This is a genomic window from Cytobacillus sp. FSL R7-0696 (genome assembly GCF_038006865.1).
Taxonomy (GTDB): Bacteria; Bacillota; Bacilli; order Bacillales; family Cytobacillaceae; genus Cytobacillus; species Cytobacillus kochii.
In genome coordinates this window covers 1,100,231-1,122,191 of record NZ_JBBOWA010000001.1, presented here as the reverse complement: position 1 = coordinate 1,122,191, position 21,961 = coordinate 1,100,231, and the positions used below count along the sequence as shown (strand labels likewise).

At 38.0% G+C, this 21,961-nt stretch carries 17 protein-coding genes, 1 rRNA gene and 2 riboswitches; all 18 genes read left to right on the top strand.

All coding sequences use genetic code 11. The annotated features are described in order from the left end of the window. Positions 1-2 precede the first annotated feature (2 nt). The 18 genes from MKX29_RS05875 (at position 3) to MKX29_RS05790 (ending at position 21,777) form a co-directional block, all read left to right on the top strand. A complete protein-coding gene (locus tag MKX29_RS05875; protein WP_251163550.1) occupies positions 3-392 on the top strand; it encodes a TadE/TadG family type IV pilus assembly protein in 390 nt (129 codons plus the stop codon). Then, on the top strand, positions 393-1,109 hold the full coding sequence (locus MKX29_RS05870) for a hypothetical protein (protein ID WP_251163551.1): 717 nt from the start codon (positions 393-395) through the stop codon (positions 1,107-1,109). Between the two features lie 25 nt (positions 1,110-1,134). Further along, positions 1,135-2,385, top strand: coding sequence for a hypothetical protein (locus tag MKX29_RS05865; RefSeq protein WP_341104613.1), 1,251 nt, complete (start codon positions 1,135-1,137; stop codon positions 2,383-2,385). A 13-nt stretch (positions 2,386-2,398) separates the two neighbouring features. Further along, entirely contained in the window at positions 2,399-3,250 is an 852-nt protein-coding gene (locus MKX29_RS05860; RefSeq protein ID WP_251163553.1) for a hypothetical protein, read from the top strand. 13 nt (positions 3,251-3,263) lie between these two features. Beyond that, on the top strand, positions 3,264-3,953 hold the full coding sequence (locus MKX29_RS05855) for a hypothetical protein (RefSeq protein WP_251163554.1): 690 nt from the start codon (positions 3,264-3,266) through the stop codon (positions 3,951-3,953). Continuing rightward, complete coding sequence (locus MKX29_RS05850) at positions 3,953-4,159, top strand: hypothetical protein (protein WP_251163555.1); 207 nt, start codon at positions 3,953-3,955, stop codon at positions 4,157-4,159. The genes MKX29_RS05855 and MKX29_RS05850 overlap by 1 nt, the downstream gene beginning before the upstream one ends. Positions 4,160-4,292: 133 nt before the next feature. Then, complete coding sequence (locus tag MKX29_RS05845) at positions 4,293-5,537, top strand: DUF5068 domain-containing protein (RefSeq protein ID WP_341104612.1); 1,245 nt, start codon at positions 4,293-4,295, stop codon at positions 5,535-5,537. 161 nt (positions 5,538-5,698) lie between these two features. Next, complete coding sequence (locus MKX29_RS05840; RefSeq protein ID WP_341104609.1) at positions 5,699-7,078, top strand: VWA domain-containing protein; 1,380 nt, start codon at positions 5,699-5,701, stop codon at positions 7,076-7,078. Positions 7,079-7,151: 73 nt separating this feature from the next. After that, positions 7,152-7,328 carry a hypothetical protein gene (locus MKX29_RS05835; RefSeq protein ID WP_251163558.1) on the top strand — a complete coding sequence of 59 codons (177 nt, stop codon included), beginning with the start codon at positions 7,152-7,154 and terminating at the stop codon, positions 7,326-7,328. A 368-nt stretch (positions 7,329-7,696) separates the two neighbouring features. Continuing rightward, the gene (locus MKX29_RS05830) at positions 7,697-8,275 is read left to right on the top strand and encodes a hypothetical protein (protein WP_251163559.1); all 579 of its coding nucleotides are present in this window, start codon (positions 7,697-7,699) and stop codon (positions 8,273-8,275) included. Positions 8,276-8,731: 456 nt separating this feature from the next. After that, positions 8,732-10,435: a transglutaminase domain-containing protein gene (locus MKX29_RS05825; RefSeq protein WP_341104607.1), complete on the top strand. Its 1,704-nt coding sequence runs from the start codon at positions 8,732-8,734 to the stop codon at positions 10,433-10,435. Positions 10,436-10,913: 478 nt separating this feature from the next. Next, positions 10,914-11,867 carry an AAA family ATPase gene (locus tag MKX29_RS05820; RefSeq protein WP_224939194.1) on the top strand — a complete coding sequence of 318 codons (954 nt, stop codon included), beginning with the start codon at positions 10,914-10,916 and terminating at the stop codon, positions 11,865-11,867. Position 11,868: 1 nt separating this feature from the next. Next, on the top strand, positions 11,869-13,065 hold the full coding sequence (locus MKX29_RS05815; protein ID WP_341104605.1) for a DUF58 domain-containing protein: 1,197 nt from the start codon (positions 11,869-11,871) through the stop codon (positions 13,063-13,065). After that, the gene (locus MKX29_RS05810) at positions 13,062-15,254 is read left to right on the top strand and encodes a transglutaminase TgpA family protein (protein WP_341104603.1); all 2,193 of its coding nucleotides are present in this window, start codon (positions 13,062-13,064) and stop codon (positions 15,252-15,254) included. Before MKX29_RS05815 ends, MKX29_RS05810 begins: the two co-directional genes overlap by 4 nt. A 69-nt stretch (positions 15,255-15,323) precedes the next feature. Further along, positions 15,324-15,425: riboswitch (purine riboswitch) on the top strand. Between the two features lie 207 nt (positions 15,426-15,632). Next, positions 15,633-17,153: a glutamine-hydrolyzing GMP synthase gene (gene guaA / locus MKX29_RS05805; protein WP_180317050.1), complete on the top strand. Its 1,521-nt coding sequence runs from the start codon at positions 15,633-15,635 to the stop codon at positions 17,151-17,153. A gap of 72 nt (positions 17,154-17,225) precedes the next feature. Continuing rightward, on the top strand, positions 17,226-17,738 hold the full coding sequence (locus MKX29_RS05800) for a GNAT family N-acetyltransferase (RefSeq protein WP_251163563.1): 513 nt from the start codon (positions 17,226-17,228) through the stop codon (positions 17,736-17,738). 164 nt (positions 17,739-17,902) lie between these two features. After that, a riboswitch (purine riboswitch) is annotated at positions 17,903-18,006 on the top strand. A 127-nt stretch (positions 18,007-18,133) separates the two neighbouring features. Next, positions 18,134-19,462 carry an NCS2 family permease gene (locus MKX29_RS05795; protein WP_095370727.1) on the top strand — a complete coding sequence of 443 codons (1,329 nt, stop codon included), beginning with the start codon at positions 18,134-18,136 and terminating at the stop codon, positions 19,460-19,462. 766 nt (positions 19,463-20,228) lie between these two features. Further along, positions 20,229-21,777: ribosomal RNA gene (locus MKX29_RS05790) — 16S ribosomal RNA — on the top strand. Positions 21,778-21,961 lie beyond the last annotated feature (184 nt).

The following is a 21,961-nucleotide window of genomic DNA, read 5'->3' as shown; positions in this document are numbered from 1 at the left end:
AAATGAAGAAAAAAATCAATAATGAAGATGGTTCAGCGACAATCGAGTTCTTAGCAATGGTGCCCCTTGTTTTCTTGATTATGATGATTTTGTGGCAGTTTTTGGTTGCGGGTTATGCGGCAATTATTGCCCAATCTGCATTGAATGAAGCAGCAAAGACATATGCAGTCACTGAGGATATAACTGATGCAACCAGTTCTGCAAGAAATCTTGTTAATAAAGCCGGAGGTAACATACAGATAATGGATCTCGATCCGATGAATAACGGTAACAATCATTTCACTTTAAGGATGCATGTGAACCTAGATTTGGTTTTTATCCCAGATAGCATAGCGGGATATATTCCGAAGGTTTCCTTTACGAGAGAAATAAGTGGCAGGGTGATGGAGTAAATGAAATATTTAAAGAATGAAAAAGGAAACACAATGCTATTTATCATTGGATTGTTTAGTGTGTTCTTTTTAATGTTTCTTTTAATCCTAAGCTTTGCCAATGTGTTTATTGAAAAAGAACATGCGTCCAATAATGCTGAGCAGGCAAGCATTGTTGCTTCAGGTATTATAACGAAGCATCTTGCTTTATCGATAGAAGATTATGATGAGTATTTAGAAGATCAATTTAAAGAAGCGGAAGAGGAAGCCAAAGAGGAAGCAGAGGAAAACGAAGATAATGAAGATTATGAACCACCAGAGCTAGAGGAACCTGAATTATTATCAAAGCAAATAGAAGAGCTCCTTCCTACACTTCCCAACTACTTAAAAGAATCTGAAAAGAAACATCAAGCAATCAATAAAATAATTAAGCGTGAGTTAAATAAACCAGATAGCCATGTTTTAAGAATGTTCATTGCTTCATCATTAAGTAATGCGGAAAGTGAGATTTATAGTGAAGTAAGTACGAATATTCAAAGAAATGGTGGCCAAGTATCAGAAACAGAAATCTGGTTAAACGAAAACCAAAGAATTGAAGTGAAGACAGCTACTAAGTACGAAGCCTTTAAGTATGATGAATACTTTTCTGATAACCAACGGCATGTGAGACAAACAGGACAGGGGCCATCTTTCGAATTATTCGATTCGTTCGCATGGGGACTGAATATTAGTTATTAATAAAAAAGATTAGGAGGTGTTGTCAATGAGAAGGTCATACCGTGTCCTCATTGCACTATTATCCATATTTGTTATCATGTTTATGAATATAGGTAGTTATGCCAGTGTTGCACATGCATGGGGGACTTGGAATAATGCGCCAACTTGGAGTGGACCTCAATGGGAGACACCACCAGAATGGGAAACCCCTCCCGAATGGGAGACACCGCCCGAGTGGGAACAATCTCGATGGGAAACTTCACCAGAGTGGAATGAACAATTATGGCAAAATCAATCTGAATGGGTAACGCCGTATTGGAATACCTCACCGGTTTGGGAACATGCACCATGGGAACAAAATTTAAATTCCGATAATAGCAATAATAACACTTCTAATGACCCAAACAATCCAAATAACCCAAACAATCCAAATAACCCAAATAACCCAAACAATCCAAATGATCCTTCAAACTTACCCGGAGGACCCATTGCAGGCAATCCACAACCACCATATAGCCCAGACTATCAAAATCCGACACTGGATACATTAGATAGGTATAATAATACAGTATCTGATAATCAGTCGTTTTTTGAGTTTGAAGATCCAAAGGCTTATGACGGTATAAAGTTTGTTACAAATGACGTCATCGGTAATACAGTTAACTTTGCTGATGAAATGGTTCGTGCTGGTGATACAGCTGGCTTTAGCAATTATGCATCCAGTCGTTCCAATCTTGTTCTAGCAGGATTCAAAACTTTCGCCAAAGGTGACCCGACAATTGATGCTGCTTATGATGTAGCGGATGTTGGGCTGAAGGGGAAGGAAGTTTATGATAATTTAAAAACAGTTAATGAATTTAGAAATATCGAAATGATAAGATCCTCTAGTGACATAATTGATATTGCCAGCGTTGATGATTTATATAATGCTACAAAAACTTTCACACCTGCAAATGCTGTTGTGTCCGCAGTTACATTACCTTTTGCTATTAAAGATACAGTTGATAATGTTGGGAAGTTAAACTCAGCAAGTACTTCAGAAGAGAAAACAAATGCTGCATGGGACCTTGTTGGTAATACAGGAGAAATCATTACTGGACTTGCGCCAGCAGTTGCTATGATACCCGGTGCTCAACCAATAGCTGCTGGGATGGTAGTGGTTGGTGGGGTATTATCAATTGCTAGTTTAGGTCAAAAATTATATAGGAATAGAAAAGAAATTATCTCAAATGTTAAAGATAAGTTCAATAAAGCTAAAGAGTCTGTTACAGGGTTCTTTAAATCTGTATTTAGTTAAATGAGGTATATGTATGATAAATGTTAATCCAACACCTGAACAAATAAAGAATATAAAAAGGCACAAAAGGCTATTTGAGAAATGGGATATGTGGAAATTTGCTTTCTTTTATAAAGGTCAACATTATTTTATAGTGGATTATGCAAAATTAAATAATAAAGTTAGTGGTTATCTAATTATGGATAAAGCTGGGGAAGTATTGTCCTTAGAAGAAGCAAAACTACCTGCTTATTATTTGTTACTTTTTAATACGATGGCGAACAACGCTGGTAGAGGGATGGCCATTCAAGCAAAGAAAGAACCCCTAACCTATAAGGAAATGAACCGTATATTATTAGATAATCAAGAAAAATTATTGTCTGAATATCCTCATATGGTACAAGTGATTAATAGAATTGTAGAACATAATGAAAAAGTAATTGAACGACCTAAGAGAATAAAAGAAATTATTTACAATTTAGGCTATATGCAAAGAGAAGTAACAAGAAATATCGGTTATTTTGATATCCCATTTATGGACAGTTTTGAAGATGAATATGGGAAATATAGTGCGATGATGTATACCATAGCTAAAAATGAAATTTCATTAGAAAGGGATTATGAAGAGTTAAAAAAAGTAATGTCTAATGAAACTATCTTTTCTTCAAAGAAAGATAAAAATACATTGCAAACACTTTTAAATGACTGGTTAAAAACAAATGATACATTAAGGAAATCGATTGCTACATTCGAATTAGACGAGAGAGGAAATAAGCTACAAATAGATGAAAGAAATATAAAGCAGTCTTTATCAAAAAACAGAGAAGACATAGGTAAAAGGGATTTCGAAAACAAAATAGTCCCCGTCTTAAGAAACCCAAAATAACCAGGAGGACTCTATGAAAAGTATTCTATCAAGCTCCTTCTCTTTATATATACAAGACTTTTTAAAGTTAATGTTGTTGTCAGTTTTGACATATGTCCCCTTGTTATTTTTGCATGCGATAATTGTTAATTATATTTATGCCGAGACAAGGTTTGCTGAATATCCCGGTTTGATTGGGGATGTGGCTAATGGGATTTTCATGATTGTTTTTCTTACGATTGCTCAGTTGCCATTCATTAAGTATACGCTTTTAGAAAGTGAGGATGCTGATCATCCCCTCAAGCAAGCGATTTCGTTCGCGATAGAAAAAGCATTACCTATTTATTTGTTTGCTTGCTTGTACTCTATTTGCATTTTTATCGGTGGCTTATTATATGTGATTCCTGGTCTAGTTGTCCTTGTATTATTTTATTTTGTTCCTTTTTTCTTAGCGGAGAATGGAAAATTAAGAACCGCTTTGAAAAAATCAGTTGGATTTATTAAAGCTCATTTTTTCAAAGCGATTTTCGTTATTTTTATATTAAGTATTATTCAATTGGTATTCGAGAATATCATGATTTATTTATTATCTCTGTATACTGACGTGTATTTCACAACTTTAGCTTTAAAAATCGTACTACTCATGTTTTTATTACCACTTCAAGTGATTTTTCTGACAAACATTTTTAATAGTTGGCGGGAGACAGAAAAAGGAGGGATATAATGTCGCAGAAAGAACGTAAATGGAGAAGAATCTATTTATTTATTATGTTATTTGTCTACATCCTCTTCGTTCCCATTTCACTTTTTGAATGGTTATTATCAAGTGATCGCTTTCCAATTGCTGCAGCGGTAGTGGCCATTGCTTTGCCGTTTATGCGTAAAAATCATTTAAATACCATTAGAAAAGAAGAAAGTAGTAGTTTATGAAGTTAAAAGAAGCTTCTTAAAGTAGACTTATTAATGGAATGTATGTTGGGGTCTACTTTTATGGTGTTTCTAACTAACACAAGGACCATACAGAAAGCGAATATTTTAATAAACAGAATAAGGTCGTGAGTGAATGAAACAGAAAAGACTTTTTTTGATTACGCTTATTTCTTCCGTTATGCTAATGGCGGCATGTGGAAATGCAAAAGAAACGAATAGCACACCTAAGGAAGAAACAAAAGAAGTTAAAGCAGAAGAAACAACAACGGAACCAGAAGTGGAAGAAGAAAAAAAAGAGGAATCTTCAAATGGTAATGACGGCATGCTTAATCCTAATATTGAAGAAGAATCCCAAGGTAATGTTGAAGTGGTGTTCACGAACAAAGATCCTCAATTTATAAATGATTTAGATGGGTTTAAAGTAAGTGTAGATGAGTACCAAATTGTAAAGGTGACAGATGTTAGCGCCGATTATACTATACCATTTAAAGATCAAACAGAAGGCTATGTAATGACAGCCAAAGTAACCATTGATAATACGACTGATAAAGGTATTTATTATAATAATATATATAGAGTGCAGTTCGGAAGTGAGTTTGATTACATAACTAATGATATTAATAAAACTTTTGTCCGAGAAGAATCTCCGAAATCAGAAAAAGAGACAGAAGTAGGGAAATTCGCACCTGGAGAGAAAGTATCAGGTTTGATTTCTTTTATTTTCACTAATGATGAGTTTAAAGCGTTAGATTCTGTAAAACCTAAATTCATTATTGAAGGCGGAGCAGCCGATAATAATCAATTCTCAGGTAGCAATAAACAACAAGCTGTTTTCGACTTCCCTTATAGCGGCGGTCAGCAAGAGGAATTAAGTAACGCTACATCATTTTATCCAGATAGGTTAACAACTGCAAATATGGCGAATAAAGAAATGATTTTTGAAGAAACAGCTATTAATGAAACAAAACAATTAGATGATGTAAAAGTGACGTTAGCAGGTGTTCAATATACAGAAATTGAGCCAACACCAGATAATAAAGAGCGCTTCAGAAACTTTGGAGATAAAGGCATCGTTGCTATTACTGTTAAATTGAATTTAGACAACCAAACAGATTCACCTATTAGTCTTTGGAATATTAGCTCCAAAGTCGATTTAGATAAAGATAGAGGACATATTAGAGCACAAGGTATGGTAGAACCTGAAGAACCTAAAGAATTAAAAGCTGGAGAGCAGAGTGAAAAATATCATGTTTTCTTAATGAACAAAGATGAGTTCGAGCTATTTGAATCATTTGACTTACAGTTTGGCCCGTTTGTTGGAGAAGACGGTAAAGATATGTTCAAAGGTGAAAGTGTAGAGTTCAATTTACCAAGATAGTGCTAAATAGAAATAAGTATAATGGAGGAAAGCAGTCTTACAGGCTGCTTTTCGGTGTTTATATTCACAAAAAACAGCGATATCCGTAATGATAAATGAGTGAGGCGCCTCAAAAAATCACTCGATTGCATTTTTTAATTATATATCTGGAGGGTTCAATCATGAAAAAACGATCCACACTCTACCTCCTTGTTCTTTTCTTTCTCTTGGCCGCCTGTTCAGCAGAAAAAGAGGAGAGTAATCAAAAAGAAGATGACCAAAAGAAAGCAGGAGCGGAAGTAGCAGAGGAGCAACAAAAATCGGACGAAGAAAATGAATCAGTGGAAGACGTAGATAATGAAGAATTGGTTGTGAGAGAACTGCCTAAAAGTATTGAAGAAGTTGTTGAATATCCTATTGGTGTGTTAGGTGTTGAGGATATCATGTTTGTTGATGAGCGGATAGAGGCGATCTTAAAAGATATTCCTGCTTTACCAGAGGATGCAAGTCATGAGGAATTACAGAACTTGACAAACTATTTGTATTCAGTATTTAAGATGCCATACGAAGACCCGAAAGTTTCTATTGAAGAAAGCAGTTTAAACAAGCCTAAGGAAGCCGAAGAATTAGCATCTAAAGAACAATATAATGTAGAAATTGTATTGGACGCCAGTGGAAGTATGGCGAATTATATGGGTTCTAAAACAAGGATGGATTTAGCTAAAGAATCGATCGAGGAGTTTGCATCCACATTACCGGAAGATGTGAATTTAAGTTTAAGAGTGTATGGCCATGAGGGGTCGGGTTCAGATGAAGATAAGAAAATGTCTTGTGCTGCCAATGAGTTAGTATATGAATCGCAAACATATAATGAGTCAGAATTATCCTCTGCGCTTAATTCTTTTGAACCAGCAGGATGGACACCGCTAGCTCAGTCGATTAAGGAAGCGAAAGAGGATCTATCAAAGTACTCTGGAGAAGAGCATAAAAACGTTGTCTATATTGTCAGTGACGGAATTGAAACATGTGATGGCGATCCGGTAGCAGCTGCGAAAGAATTAAAAGATTCGGGAATCTCACCGGTGGTTAATGTCATTGGATTTGATTTAGCCAGTAAAGATGAACAGCAACTGAAAGACATCGCCAAGGCAGCAGATGGTAGCTATGTAAATGTGAATAACCAAAACCAGCTTAATGATGAATTAAGTAAGACAGTAAATGATACTCTGAAATGGATTAAGTGGAGTAGTGGTGAAAAAATAAGTGCAATTTCAAAGTCTAACGAAGAAATAATGGGAATTATTAGTCTGGAAAATGAATGGAAAGCTAAATTATTTAAAGAAGAAGACATGATTATGCAATCAATTTATGAATTACAGAATAATAATAAACTTACCAAGGAACAGGTAGATAAAATGATTTCATCTGTTAAAGAGTTTTATAAGAGCCATCATGCTTCTATAAACATGTTGAATGATGTATTAATTGATTTATCATATGAGAATCTAGATGAAACTTTAGATGAAATTGATAAGTTATATGATGAAAATATACCAAATTAATTAGTGTATACTTAGTATGAATAAAGCAGTGCTGCGAAGGTGGGAACCACTATTTAGATAAGAGGTATAACCAGTGATTAATGTAAAACTAACTAAAAATCATAAAAAAAATATTAAAGCTTATAAACGTTTATTTGAAAAGTGGGATATGTGGACTTTTGCTTTTAAACAAAATGATGAATATTATTTCATCACTTCCTATACACAAAGAATAACCGATAAAGTGAAAAGGTTATTTAATTTTAGATAGTAATGGGAATGTTCCTTCATTAGAAAAAGCGAAGGTACCTTTATACAGCTTGGTTTTATTTAATACAAAAGCTGATAATGCAAGGACTGAGATGGTCCATCAAATGAAAAAGAGTCTGAAACCTTACAAAGATATGTATGAAGTCCTTAAGACAAACAAAGATCATATTCTCAATGAGAACCCTCAAATGGAATTCACTATTAATGCCATAATGCAGCAAAGTAAAGAAGGGATGAAAGGCCGAAAAAAATTAGAGAGATTGTGATGAATTTAGGTAATATGCAAAGGGAGGTCACTAGGGGTACGGGTTTCTTGGAGACTTCCTTTTTACGCTAATGCATAATACGATTAACGGAATAGGTCCTCAAATGAAAAAAGGTATGAGTACGTATGAAAAAATGTATCAACTTTTAGAGAAAAATCGAGATAGGATTATTAAGAGTAATCCCCAATTTAAAGAACAATTGGATCAAATGATTGAACATAATAAAGAAGCAGCAAAAAGACCAGAGAAAATTAAAGAGATTTATTATAATATTGGGGAAATGCAAAGAAAAGTAACTAGGGGATCTGGATATTTTGATATTAACTACTTAGTAAGATTACAGGATGCATTTGGAAAGTATGGCACTTTAATGTATACATTCGGAATAGGAGAGCGAGCATTAAAAGGTCCTTATAAAGAATTAAGTCAATTGTTATCCACAAAGGGACTAGGTGTTCCGTCTAAAGATAAATCTACAATTAGAGCCCTAATAAAGGCATGGTTACCAACAGTGGAAACAAACTTAAAGAAGTCCATGGCTACCTTTGAATTAGATGAGAGAGGAAAGAAACTTTCTATCGATCATCAAAATATAAAACAATCATTAGCAAATAATAGGGAAGAGATTGCTAAGCGAGATTTTAATAAAAAGATATTACCTTTACTAAGAAACCCACAATAATGTTGAGACTAACTCGACTTCGACCAAACCCAAGCCAAAGGAGGGAATCTCTCATGCTAACTAATAAGAGAATAACCCTGCAGACTCTCTCCGATGCTTTTTTTTGTAATACCTAGGGGTGTTAGTGTTGAATAATAAGTTCATAGTGTTTTCCAGTTTCATTCCCTTGGGTAAAGTGTTTTGAACGAAGGTAATAGCTGACAATATCCAACTTATCAATTGATATTTACCAATCCCAAACCATCTACCTCCAAGAATCAACCCCCAAAATCCACATTTACTCCTTTCTCCTTTTGTAAAGCAAAGGAAAATCTTTTATTGTTATTCATATAGTGGTAAAAGTGTGAAAAAAGGGGTAATTGGATAGAGAAACTTTTTACCTTTTGTATCGTAAGTATGATTGAACTGATTTTTGTAATGATATGTTTGATAATTAGGGTTCGTAAGGAGGTTAACATGTTAAAACGAGTTTCATTGTTTCCTATATTACTTGTGATGGCAGGTATGTTGCTGATTGGCTGTAATGATAAGGGAGCCGTGAGTGGCGAAGAAGTGAAAAAGCAGGTTGATCCGTATGAACAGTTAGTGGAAGAAAAGAATAAGGAGTTAGAGCTAGAGCCTTTGACATTAACGACGTATAGTGATGAAATTGGTGCAACGTTTGATTCGCCGGAGTACCGGGAGTTTGCGGCGAATGGTACGGTGACGATTGAGGGGAGCATTGAGGATTATCGAGGATTGAAGTCTGGTTATGCTTGGATTAGTGTGACGGCAGAGGAAGACGGGGTTGCCGGAAGAGAGCATGAATATTATGCGCCTATAAAAGAGGGTCAAATCAAGCAGGATATTCAGTTTTTTAATGGCGAAGGTACGTATCATATAAAGGTACAATTACCCGATGATGAGCGGGAGAATTATTATTATGATACAGCACGGTTTACTGTTCATAATGTGAATCCGGATGTGAAGAGAGATGTGACGTATACACCATATGGTCAAGAAGTAGGGCTTTCGTTAGGGTTGGATACAAGCTTCTTTGAAGCAGAAGAAGTTTTCCCATTAAAAGGTGTGGCAGAAGGATTGGATGAGGAAGATACAGTAATGCTTCGCGTGTCGAAGGGAACGGATAATTGGAATCATGTCCTCGCCGTTAATCAAGAGCACCAATTCGATTATGAGGTGCCCCTCTTTTATGGAGAAGGCTTGCATAAAGTGGAAGTCATGGTACCGGATGTTGACCGAGAGAATTATTATCAAACGGCTACGACTCTCATGGTAAATAATACATCTCAGCAAACGATGGAGCCAATCGAGTACTCTAGCCTTTATAATGAACGGGGGGTAACTTTAGAAACGCCTGCATACAGTGGAGATGAATCGAATGGGGATTATACCATTAGTGGAATGATTCAACCTGAAGCTGAATTAGCGAGTGAGACAACACACCTTTATGTATCGAGTAAAAAGGGTGAGGATACGGCATTAGATGTGATTCCAGTTCAGGATTTTCGCTTTGACGATTCCTTTTATTTGAGGTTTGGACCAGGTACTTATGATATTACGGTTAGTGTACCTGAGATTAAGAAAGAAAATAGTGATACCTTTCGCTTTTATAGCGTAGCTAAATTTCAGGTGGACAATACCGGTGAAGATCGCCGGGATTTGTTACCGTCTCGTGGAGTTCAGTCCGACCATCCGAAGATTAATAGTTTAGCAGAAGAACTGCTTCAAGGGGTGGAAGGCGACCGTGAGAAAGCAAAGGCGATTTATGATTATGTGGCCGAACATATCGCTTATGATGTGGAGAAGTATAATACAGATGACTTTCATTGGGATGACAGTGCCTTAAAGGCATTGGAAACGAAAAAAGGTGTTTGTCAAGACTATGCCTACTTAGCCATTGCTTTGCTGAGGGCGAGTGACATGGAAGCAAGGTTTGTTGAAGGTAATGCTGGTTCTGGTTTTACTAGAGGGGCACTCGGTGGCCGCCATGCTTGGGTAGAAGTGAAGGTGGATGGTGAATGGCTAACAATGGATCCTACTTGGGGTTCTGGTTATGTAGAAAATGATACCTTTGTTGCAGCCTATAACGAAGATTATTTTGACCCGGAACAAGCCTCTTTTGACGAGACCCATTATCGTACGGGTATATCTTATTAATAAAAAAACGACATTCCCGAGCGAATGTCGTTTTTTTATGGCTCATTTATGTTGAAAACGGATGGATACCTTGTTAAGAAAAGGATATTTTTTTACTTTATTTACGTTAAGATCATGTTTAAATAGATTAATTATTTGTGCACAGATTAAACATCTCCTTTCCTTTAATAGCGTTATAACTATATAAGATATGTGGGAAGGGGGGATTAGTCGTAACTGTGAAGGAATGAACATTTATATAACCATTTATAAGCCAACTTAACCGAGTCTGAATGATTTATCTTAAGTGTTAAATCATATAAAATAAGAATTATAAATGTTTGTTCATTTTTATTCTTTTTTTTCCTAAATCATAGGAAGAAAGAAGATGAATTTGTGCGAAGAATGGTAGATTTCACAGGAATTTAGCAAGATTTAGCGAATAGAAGTATAAGTAAGGAGAAGAATGCCCTTTATTAAAAAATCAGGAGGATGGTCAATGAATCATAAAATGAATCCGGTTGTCGAGCAAGTGCTCATTAATATAGATAAAGTAATGATCGGTAAAAGAGAAGTGGCAGAATTGAGCTTGGTTGCCTTATTATCTGGTGGTCATGTGTTACTTGAAGATGTGCCTGGTGTGGGTAAGACGATGATGGTTCGAGCGCTGGCAAAATCGCTAGGTGCGAACTTTAGAAGAATTCAATTTACCCCTGATTTATTACCATCGGATGTGACAGGCGTTTCAATTTATAATCCGAAAGAAATGGCATTTGAATTCCGCCCGGGTCCAATAATGGGTCAGATTATATTAGCAGATGAAATCAACCGGACATCCCCTAAAACACAGTCCGCCTTATTAGAAGGGATGGAGGAGAAGAGTGTAACAATTGATGGAGTGACTCATCAATTAGGTAGCCCTTTTTTTGTTATGGCGACACAAAATCCGATTGAATATGAAGGAACTTACCCGCTCCCAGAAGCGCAGCTTGACCGTTTTCTGTTAAAAATGCGTATGGGTTATCCTGAAGGAACAGAAGAGATTGAATTATTAAGTCGTGTTCAAAGTGCACTCCCGATAGAAGAAATACAGCCAGTAATGGAGTTAGAACAGCTGAGAGACATGCAGGCGAAAGTAAAAGAGGTGTATGTCGATCATTCCATTAAAAGCTATATTGTTCATATGGCTGAGCAAACAAGAAACCATAAACATGTGTATTTAGGTGTTAGCCCTAGGGGGTCTATTGCTTTAATGAAAGCATCACAAAGCTATGCGTTTATGCATGGAAGAGATTATGTCCGCCCTGATGATGTGCAATATTTAGCAAGTGCGGTCTTTAGTCATCGCTTAATTCTCAAGTCAGAAGCAAAATTTGAAGGGGTCAAAGCAGAACAAGTGATTGAGAAGATTATCGATGTTACACCGGTACCAGTGCAAAAGGCTGTGAAATAGGATGAGGCGGTGGTTATTCGCAGTAAAGGGTGTATGGAAGTTAGTGTTATTGTTCCTTTTACTACTCATTACTTTTTCATATGCGATGTTTCAAGGAGGATTTGTCAGCTGGTTCTTATTTTATAGCTTTTTACCGTTTGGTTTATATGCATTTGCACTGGCAATGTATCCGTTGCATCGTATCCATGTAAAGAGAGAACTTTCCAGTCAAGAAGTGAGTGCAGGAGATACACTATCGATACGTCTTTCTATTCATATGGATACGACTTTTCCGTTATTTTTTCTTGTCGTCGAAGATCATATAACTTCTTCGCTCCAGATGAAGAAATATATGTTATTTCCTGGATTTCGTAAAAACATCGTTGTTTCGCAAGCATTTAAGGAAATCCCTCGCGGAGAGCACGTTTTCCGATATGTTCGGCTGAAAATAGGTGATCCACTTGGATTAATCGAACGTGAAGTAAACATGTCACTCGAAGACCGCATGATTGTGTATCCTACTTATGAAGAAATGGTTTATCAACCATTCAGTCATCAATTTGATCAAGGAATGACGGCTTCAGATGAAAGGGTGCAGAGAGATACTTCTATGGCTACAGGCGTCCGTGAATATCAACCAGGTGATCGTTTTTCTTGGATAAACTGGAAAACTTCCGCCAAGCGTAATGAAATGATGGTTAAAGAATTTGAACAACGCAAATCTCATGATGTATATCTTCTCATGGATCGTTTTCCTGAAGTGTATTTTGAAGCAATCGTTTCTTTTACCGCTTCTCTTGTACATGCAATACTGCGAAAAGGGGCACAGGTAGGGTTCCTTTCAGCGGGGAGAAATCGAGTGGAGTTCCCAATTCTTGGTGGTGAAGGGCAGCTACAACGAATCTTTTATCATCTAGCTACAGTGAAGGCGGATAGTAAACGTCCTTTAGAACAAGTGTTAGACGTAGAAAGAAGTCTTGCCCAACAAAATGATCAACTACTGCTTGTTACTGCCAAACTAAACAAACGTTTGATTGAAAAGGCGAGCTTTTATTCTCAAAAAGGAAGTGTGACGATTTTTCTTGTGAAAAGAAAGGAAGAGCAAGCAGTACAAGAGGAAATTCGTTTAAAAGACACCGCTACTTCAAGAGGAATACGTATACAAATTGTGCATGAAGGTCAATTTTCTGCCGCATTCTCGGAGGTGAGGAGCGGATGATGAAGAGATTTTCTACTTTGGTTCTTTATCTATTTGGTTTTCTCCTTATTTGGGAGTGGATTAGGCCGTTAGAGCAATTAACGGATACAGGGAATGTGTGGGTGTTCTTACTTTTCCTATGTATTGCCCTTGCGATGGATTTTTTAAAATGGCATTGGGTCATCCGTTTTGTCATTAATGGAGCAATTATTTTCTTCAGTTTAATGTATATTTATTTTCTTGATCAATATGGACTGTTTGGGTCGTTTCCTCTGATGATTCAAGAGTTATTTGATAACTTTTTGACGATGTTACAAGCACAATGGACCGCTATAACAGACATGTTTAGGACTTTATTATTCTTCATTCTTTTATGGTTGATGTCTTACCTTATTCAATATTGGCTCATCCAACGGAGACAAATTTTTATTTTCTTTTTCATGACATTGGTCTATATTACTGTTCTTGATACATTCACGCCATATAATGCAGAAATGGCGATTATTCGAACCGTGATTTGTGGATTTTTAATGATGGGGATTCTCGCCTTCTATCGTCAACTAGAGAAGGAAGATATTGAAGCGAAAACATCGAAACTAAGCAAATGGATGATCCCTCTAAGTGGATTGGTGCTCATCAGTTCTCTCATTGCCTTTGCTGCACCAAAGGCAGATCCAATTTGGCCAGATCCTGTTCCTTATATCACCTCATTTAATGAAGATAGTAGAAATGAAGAAGCTGGAGGGGTGCGGAAAATTGGCTATGGTGAGGATGATTCTTTATTAGGTGGCTCTTTTGTTCCTGATGATACTCTTGTGTTTGTTGCGAAAACGGAAGATCCCCATTATTGGAAAGTAGAGACAAAGGATGTCTATACAGGTAAGGGGTGGGAGCTTTCAGAAGAAGATCGTGGCAGCGAGTTTTTTGCATCAGGAGAAGAAGTGCCTTTGGAATCATTTTCAGAGAATGAAAATGTCGTTGTTGAGGAAAGAGTCAGTAATGTACAAATGAACAGAGCACGTCCTCAAATTGTCTATCCATTAGGGATAAAAAGTTTTCAAAGTGAAAACATCCCATTTGAATTGAATGAAGCGCTTGAGAAATTTTCAATTAGATATGCAGAGGATTCTCTCATGCCAACTTATGACGTAATCTTTAATGAACCAACTTATAGCGTGAATGCATTGAATACAGTTAATAATGATAATCACGGTTTAGATTCAGCGTTTTATGAAAGGTACACGCAATTACCAGAAGATCTCCCTGATCGTGTGCGTGAATTGGCAGAAGAGATTGTGGCAGGGCATGATAATTGGTTTAACCAAATTCGTGAGATTGAAGGCTATTTTGCTCGATCGGGTTTTGTTTATTCACAAAGAGATGTGGCTGTGCCAGGACCAGATGAAGATTATGTCGACCAATTTTTGTTTGATACGAAGTTAGGTTATTGCGATAACTTTTCAACAGCAATGATCGTGCTAGCCCGTTCTGCTGGTATTCCGACTAGATGGGTTAAAGGGTTTACAGAAGGTGAAAGAACCAACGCAAATGGATTAACTGTTGGTACTTATGACATTACGAATAACAATGCTCACTCATGGGTGGAGGCTTATTTTCCTGGCGTTGGATGGATTCCGTTTGAGCCAACAACAGGTTTTAGTAATCCTGTAGAATATGAGTTTGATTTAGATGAAGAAACAACGCCTAATAACGACGAGGAAATGGAAACACCGGAAAGAGAAGAGAGTCCAGATGAAGCAGAAACGACTGAACAAACAGAAACAGCGTCAAGCACTTTTAGTTTGACGAAGCTATGGGATTCGGTAAAGGAAGCGGTTCAACAACATTGGAAAAAGATTATTTTAATAATCATCGTGCTTGCTTTCATCGGTTACCTAACGTATATCAAACGGGGTAAATGGCTACCTTACTTCTATATTTGGACATACAAACATCGTAATAATGATCGGGATTTTGAGAAAGCGTACCTTGTTTTACTACATGAATTTTCACGGTTCGGGATGAAAAGGAAACAAGGACAAACCTTACATTCTTTTGCCAAAGAGGTCGATCGTTTGCTTGGGCATCAACAGATGAGTCAGCTAACGGCAAGTTACGAGGCTTATCTATATAGTGGTAAGCAAGAAAAGGGCATTTGGAAGAGAAATAAGGAATTGTGGGAAAATTTAATAAAAGCCACAATCGCTTGACCGTTAAAATAACCTGTTGTTAAAATAGTTGAATGAGAAGTCATGGATTCATATGCATGATGACTATCAATAATTTTAACGAATAACCTTCATATATCCTTGGTAATATGGTCCGAGAGTCTCTACCAGACTGCCTATAACAGTCTGACTATGAAGGCAGAATATATTTAGCCTAGCTAGATTTCTGCCTTCTGACTATATTTTCGGGGGAAGAACTCTAGTTTTTTGTATGAAATAGTAGGTGTTGGATAACCTACAAATGATACATTCGGAGTCACTCTTCATATATGAAGTGGAATAAAAGAATGAGGGAATCATTCTATCAATGTTGACGAGGTGAACAGCGTGACGGGGAAAGTAGAATTGCATGACCAGGAAATGATCGTTGTACTAGACTTTGGTAGTCAGTACAATCAGTTGATTACACGCAGAATTAGGGAGTTTGGCGTTTATAGTGAATTACATCCGCATACCATTACTGCACAAGAAATCAAAGAAATGAATCCCACAGGAATCATCTTCTCTGGTGGTCCAAACAGTGTTTACGGCGAAAATGCTTTTCGTTGTGATCCAGAAATTTTTGAATTAGGTCTACCAATCTTCGGTATTTGCTACGGTATGCAATTAATGACGATGCATTTCGGAGGAAAAGTAGAAGGTGCAAAGCAGCGTGAGTACGGTAAAGCTGTATTAAAATTACAAAATCAATCTAAATTATTTGCCGATCTTCCTGAAGAGCAAGTGGTTTGGATGAGTCATGGTGACTTAGTCGTTGAAGCACCAGAAGGTTTTGCAATTGATGGTACTAACCCTTCTTGTCCTGTTGCAGCGATTAGTGACGAAGCACGTGGGTTATACGGAGTTCAATTCCACCCAGAAGTACGTCATTCTGTATACGGTAATGATATGCTGAAAAACTTTGTTTTCGGTATTTGTGGCTGTAAAGGCGATTGGTCTATGGAGAACTTCATTGAAATCGAATTGGAAAAAATTCGCCAAACAGTTGGAGATAAGAAAGTCCTTTGTGCACTTAGTGGCGGAGTAGATTCTTCTGTTGTTGCTGTTCTTATTCATAAAGCGATTGGTGACCAATTAACATGTATTTTTGTTGATCACGGTTTATTGCGTAAAGATGAAGCAGAAGGCGTTATGAAAACTTTCTCTGAAGGCTTCAATATGAATGTCATTAAAGTAGATGCTAAGGAGCGTTTCTTAAGCAAACTTGAAGGTGTCAGTGATCCTGAGAAAAAACGTAAAATTATCGGTAATGAATTCATTTACGTATTTGATGATGAAGCACATAAATTAGAAGGTATTGATTATTTAGCACAAGGTACACTTTATACAGATATTATCGAAAGTGGTACTGCAACAGCGCAAACAATCAAATCTCACCACAATGTAGGTGGACTACCTGAAGATATGCAATTCCAATTAATTGAGCCGCTTAATACTTTATTTAAAGATGAAGTACGCGCACTTGGAACAGAATTAGGTATTCCAGATGATATCGTTTGGAGACAACCATTCCCAGGTCCTGGTTTAGGTATCCGTGTTCTTGGTGCAATCTCTGAAGAAAAACTTGAAATCGTCCGTGAATCAGACGCGATCCTTCGTGAAGAAATCAAAAATGCTGGTCTTGAAAGAGATGTGTGGCAATATTTCACTGTCCTACCTGACATTCGTAGCGTAGGTGTAATGGGCGATGCGCGTACGTATGATTACACAATTGGTATCCGCGCCGTTACTTCAATTGATGGAATGACATCCGATTGGGCACGTATTCCTTGGGATGTGCTTGAAGTTATCTCAACAAGAATCGTTAATGAAGTGGACCATATCAACCGCGTAGTGTATGATATTACTTCTAAGCCACCAGCAACGATTGAGTGGGAATAAAACAATACACCTTAGAATCCTAGTTTGGATTCTAAGGTTTTTTAATAAGTATTCTTTTTGGGAGGGTGTTAGGTGTTATATTTAAAACAGGCACAATTAGAAGAGTTAGATGAAATCATGTCCATTGTTGACCGAGCAAGGGAAACGATTGTTAAAAGAGGTATCCCACAATGGCAGGATGGAGATGGGCCCAATCGAGAAATCATTACACAGGATATTTCGAATAAGGAAGCTTACGTGTTGATGGCGGATGAACGAAAAGTCGGTATTGGCACGATTTTAACTGCGCCAGAAGAACCTTATGAGCAATTAGTGAATTGGGAGAAAGCAGAAACGCCGTATGCATCGATTCATCGAGTAGCGATTGACCCAGAGATACAAGGAAAGGGTTATTCGACGATATTGCTTCAACATTTAATTACCGCTGCTAGGCTCAATGGATTTCGTGATATTCGCATTGACACCCATCCCGAAAATGAAGTCATGCAAAAGGTTATTCAGAAAGCTGGTTTTTCCTATATTGGGGATGTGGAACTAGATGTTCCAAATGGTAATCGATTTGCCTACCAAATATTGCTTAAATAAAAGAAGTATTGCTTCATAAATCCATTTGGTTTATAGTAAAACCAAATGAAATTACGTAAATAAAGTGGAAAATAAACCTAATTCCGAACAATGGTAAAAAACGGACTAAAAATGTTCGTTTTTTATATTGACTAGGACTTTTTTAATTGCTAATATAATAGAGAATTAAATATTAAAAACATCTTCGTATAATGTTGGGAATATGGCCCAAAAGTTTCTACCAAGTTACCGTAAATGACTTGACTACTTGATGTGTGTGCGTAATAAGGGAATGTGCTTTAATTATTATACTAATCTTATTTTTACATTCCATGTTACTTATACCATCCCTGTTGTCAAGACTTCGGTTGCTTTCCGAAGTTTTTTTAATGCCAACTTTAGGGGGAAAATTAAAAATGAAAAAGTACTTCCAATTCGACGAACTCGGCACCAATTTTCGCCGTGAGATTATTGGCGGGATTACAACATTCTTAGCTATGGCTTATATATTAGCAGTCAACCCTGCTGTACTATCGTTAGCAGATGTACCAGATCTTCCAGATGCTATGAGAATGGACATGGGGGCAGTCTTTGTTGCTACAGCTTTAGCAGCCGCGATTGGTTCAATCCTCATGGGAGTTATCGCTCGTTATCCAATAGCGCTTGCTCCAGGTATGGGTATAAACGCATTCTTCGCTTATACTGTCGTACTGACAATGGGTATTTCATGGCAACATGCTTTAGCCGGAACATTTATTTCGGGTGTGATTTTCATTCTATTATCACTATCCGGTATTAGAGAAAAAATTATTAATGCGATTCCAGCACCATTAAAATTTGCAGTATCTGCAGGGATTGGCTTGTTTATTACATTTGTTGGTGCACAAAACGCTGGTCTTATTGCAAATGATGACGCAGTGTTAGTTGGTTTAGGTGATTTCTCTGATGGTAATGTGTTATTAGCTATTTTTGGTATTATTATTACTGTTATTTTAATGACAAGAGGTTTAAAAGGCGGTATTTTCATTGGGATGGTCGTAACGGCAGTTGTTGGTATGATCTTCGGCCTGGTGGATGTGCCTCATAAAGTCGTTGGAGCAGTACCAAGTATTGCACCAACTTTTGGTGAAGCATTCGGTTCTTTTGGAGACGCATCATTCTACTCAACACAAATGCTTGTGGTTGTATTAACATTTTTATTCGTAGACTTCTTTGATACAGCAGGTACACTTGTAGGTGTAGCGAATCAGGCGGGATTAATGAAGGACGGTAAATTACCAAGAGCAGGAAAAGCTTTACTTGCTGACTCAACAGCAACTGTTGCAGGTTCAATTTTAGGAACATCTACAACGACTTCTTATGTAGAATCTTCTTCAGGGGTCGCTGCAGGTGCAAGAACAGGTTTTGCTGCTATTGTAACAGGTGTCTTATTCTTACTAGCAATCTTTTTCTTCCCAATTGTGTCAGTAGTTACATCAGCAGTTACAGCACCGGCCTTAATTATAGTAGGGGTATTAATGGTAGCTTCATTAGGTAATATAGATTGGACGAAATTTGAAATAGCGGTACCAGCGTTCTTAACTATCTTAGCGATGCCTCTTACCTATAGTATTGCAACAGGTATTGCAATTGGATTTATTTTTTATCCAATTACAATGATTGTTAAAGGGAGAGCGAAAGAGATTCATCCAATTATGTACTTCCTATTTGTAGTATTTGTTCTTTACTTTATTTTCTTGAAATAATATCTAGGAGGAAATATCCACTCCTTAAATAGCCAGTACCCATCATTTAATGGGACTGGCTATTTTGTTATTTATAGGGTGAAAATTTCATTTTTGGTAGCAGACCTTTGCAACTTAGCGACTGGTAGTTGCAAAGGTCTCTTACTTTCTCTATTATGTATGTTCTATTTCTACATATATTTCCTGAGATTTTACAAGTTAATTCTACTAAACTGATACAATCATGATGGAAATGGTGTGATCAGGTATTTCAAAGTGATGTGACAAGAATCCATCAGCCAAAGAGGAACAGTTAAGCTTATAAAGCGAAGAAATGAGTAGCGAGATTTTGAGTTTTTGACAAAAACATTGGTTCTATTCTTCTTACTCAAATGGAAGGAGTGAGGAAATCTAATTGCTTTGTAAGAAGAATAAGAGTTTCTCGAACGATTAAGAAATAAATGTTTAAATGCCTTATAAAGGAGGTATATATACAACAATAGTATTTTTATAAAAAAACTTTATATTTGTTGTTGACGAAAGTAGATAGGGATGATACTATTATAAAGCAGTCGTTGATAACGCTTTCTAAGATTACTTTCGAAAAAAGAATTTTAAAAAGTTGTTGACAATAGATTGCGAGAATGTTATATTAATAAAGTCGCTTCTGAAGCGAACGAGATTGTTCTTTGAAAACTGAACGAACGTAAAACGTCAAGCGTAATTCTAAAAAAGCTGATTTATCAGCAACAAAGCACCATAGGTGCAAATGAGCTAATCAAACACTTTATTGGAGAGTTTGATCCTGGCTCAGGACGAACGCTGGCGGCGTGCCTAATACATGCAAGTCGAGCGAATCTGAGGGAGCTTGCTCCCAAAGATTAGCGGCGGACGGGTGAGTAACACGTGGGCAACCTGCCTGTAAGACTGGGATAACTCCGGGAAACCGGGGCTAATACCGGATAATATCTATTTATACATATAATTAGATTGAAAGATGGTTCTGCTATCACTTACAGATGGGCCCGCGGCGCATTAGCTAGTTGGTGAGGTAACGGCTCACCAAGGCGACGATGCGTAGCCGACCTGAGAGGGTGATCGGCCACACTGGGACTGAGACACGGCCCAGACTCCTACGGGAGGCAGCAGTAGGGAATCTTCCGCAATGGACGAAAGTCTGACGGAGCAACGCCGCGTGAGTGATGAAGGTTTTCGGATCGTAAAACTCTGTTGTTAGGGAAGAACAAGTATCGGAGTAACTGCCGGTACCTTGACGGTACCTAACCAGAAAGCCACGGCTAACTACGTGCCAGCAGCCGCGGTAATACGTAGGTGGCAAGCGTTGTCCGGAATTATTGGGCGTAAAGCGCGCGCAGGCGGTTCTTTAAGTCTGATGTGAAAGCCCACGGCTCAACCGTGGAGGGTCATTGGAAACTGGGGAACTTGAGTGCAGAAGAGGAAAGTGGAATTCCAAGTGTAGCGGTGAAATGCGTAGAGATTTGGAGGAACACCAGTGGCGAAGGCGACTTTCTGGTCTGTAACTGACGCTGAGGCGCGAAAGCGTGGGGAGCAAACAGGATTAGATACCCTGGTAGTCCACGCCGTAAACGATGAGTGCTAAGTGTTAGAGGGTTTCCGCCCTTTAGTGCTGCAGCAAACGCATTAAGCACTCCGCCTGGGGAGTACGACCGCAAGGTTGAAACTCAAAGGAATTGACGGGGGCCCGCACAAGCGGTGGAGCATGTGGTTTAATTCGAAGCAACGCGAAGAACCTTACCAGGTCTTGACATCCTCTGACAATCCTAGAGATAGGACTTTCCCCTTCGGGGGACAGAGTGACAGGTGGTGCATGGTTGTCGTCAGCTCGTGTCGTGAGATGTTGGGTTAAGTCCCGCAACGAGCGCAACCCTTGATCTTAGTTGCCAGCATTCAGTTGGGCACTCTAAGGTGACTGCCGGTGACAAACCGGAGGAAGGTGGGGATGACGTCAAATCATCATGCCCCTTATGACCTGGGCTACACACGTGCTACAATGGATGGTACAAAGGGCTGCAAGACCGCGAGGTTTAGCCAATCCCATAAAACCATTCTCAGTTCGGATTGTAGGCTGCAACTCGCCTACATGAAGCCGGAATCGCTAGTAATCGCGGATCAGCATGCCGCGGTGAATACGTTCCCGGGCCTTGTACACACCGCCCGTCACACCACGAGAGTTTGTAACACCCGAAGTCGGTGGGGTAACCTTTTGGAGCCAGCCGCCTAAGGTGGGACAGATGATTGGGGTGAAGTCGTAACAAGGTAGCCGTATCGGAAGGTGCGGCTGGATCACCTCCTTTCTAAGGAATATACGGAATTAACTTGATGTTAGACTGTTCGTTCAGTTTTGAGAGTATAATCTCTCAAAATAAGATGAAAATAGCGAAGGATTCAAGGAAGCGTAAGCTGACGAGAATACCAAAGCTTACCATTCATCAATCGTTCTTTGAAAACTAGATAATGTAATGAAGAAGATTACCGAGT

Bases quoted from the DNA above. Each gene is read 5' to 3' on its own strand.
- MKX29_RS05875 (WP_251163550.1), top strand. From the start codon at position 3: ATGAAGAAAAAAATCAATAATGAAGATGGTTCAGCGACAATCGAGTTC.
- MKX29_RS05870 (WP_251163551.1), top strand. From the start codon at position 393: ATGAAATATTTAAAGAATGAAAAAGGAAACACAATGCTATTTATCATT.
- MKX29_RS05865 (WP_341104613.1), top strand. From the start codon at position 1,135: ATGAGAAGGTCATACCGTGTCCTCATTGCACTATTATCCATATTTGTT.
- MKX29_RS05860 (WP_251163553.1), top strand. From the start codon at position 2,399: ATGATAAATGTTAATCCAACACCTGAACAAATAAAGAATATAAAAAGG.
- MKX29_RS05855 (WP_251163554.1), top strand. From the start codon at position 3,264: ATGAAAAGTATTCTATCAAGCTCCTTCTCTTTATATATACAAGACTTT.
- MKX29_RS05850 (WP_251163555.1), top strand. From the start codon at position 3,953: ATGTCGCAGAAAGAACGTAAATGGAGAAGAATCTATTTATTTATTATG.
- MKX29_RS05845 (WP_341104612.1), top strand. From the start codon at position 4,293: ATGAAACAGAAAAGACTTTTTTTGATTACGCTTATTTCTTCCGTTATG.
- MKX29_RS05840 (WP_341104609.1), top strand. From the start codon at position 5,699: ATGAAAAAACGATCCACACTCTACCTCCTTGTTCTTTTCTTTCTCTTG.
- MKX29_RS05830 (WP_251163559.1), top strand. From the start codon at position 7,697: ATGAAAAAAGGTATGAGTACGTATGAAAAAATGTATCAACTTTTAGAG.
- MKX29_RS05825 (WP_341104607.1), top strand. From the start codon at position 8,732: ATGTTAAAACGAGTTTCATTGTTTCCTATATTACTTGTGATGGCAGGT.
- MKX29_RS05820 (WP_224939194.1), top strand. From the start codon at position 10,914: ATGAATCATAAAATGAATCCGGTTGTCGAGCAAGTGCTCATTAATATA.
- MKX29_RS05815 (WP_341104605.1), top strand. From the start codon at position 11,869: ATGAGGCGGTGGTTATTCGCAGTAAAGGGTGTATGGAAGTTAGTGTTA.
- MKX29_RS05810 (WP_341104603.1), top strand. From the start codon at position 13,062: ATGATGAAGAGATTTTCTACTTTGGTTCTTTATCTATTTGGTTTTCTC.
- guaA (WP_180317050.1), top strand. From the start codon at position 15,633: ATGATCGTTGTACTAGACTTTGGTAGTCAGTACAATCAGTTGATTACA.
- MKX29_RS05795 (WP_095370727.1), top strand. From the start codon at position 18,134: ATGAAAAAGTACTTCCAATTCGACGAACTCGGCACCAATTTTCGCCGT.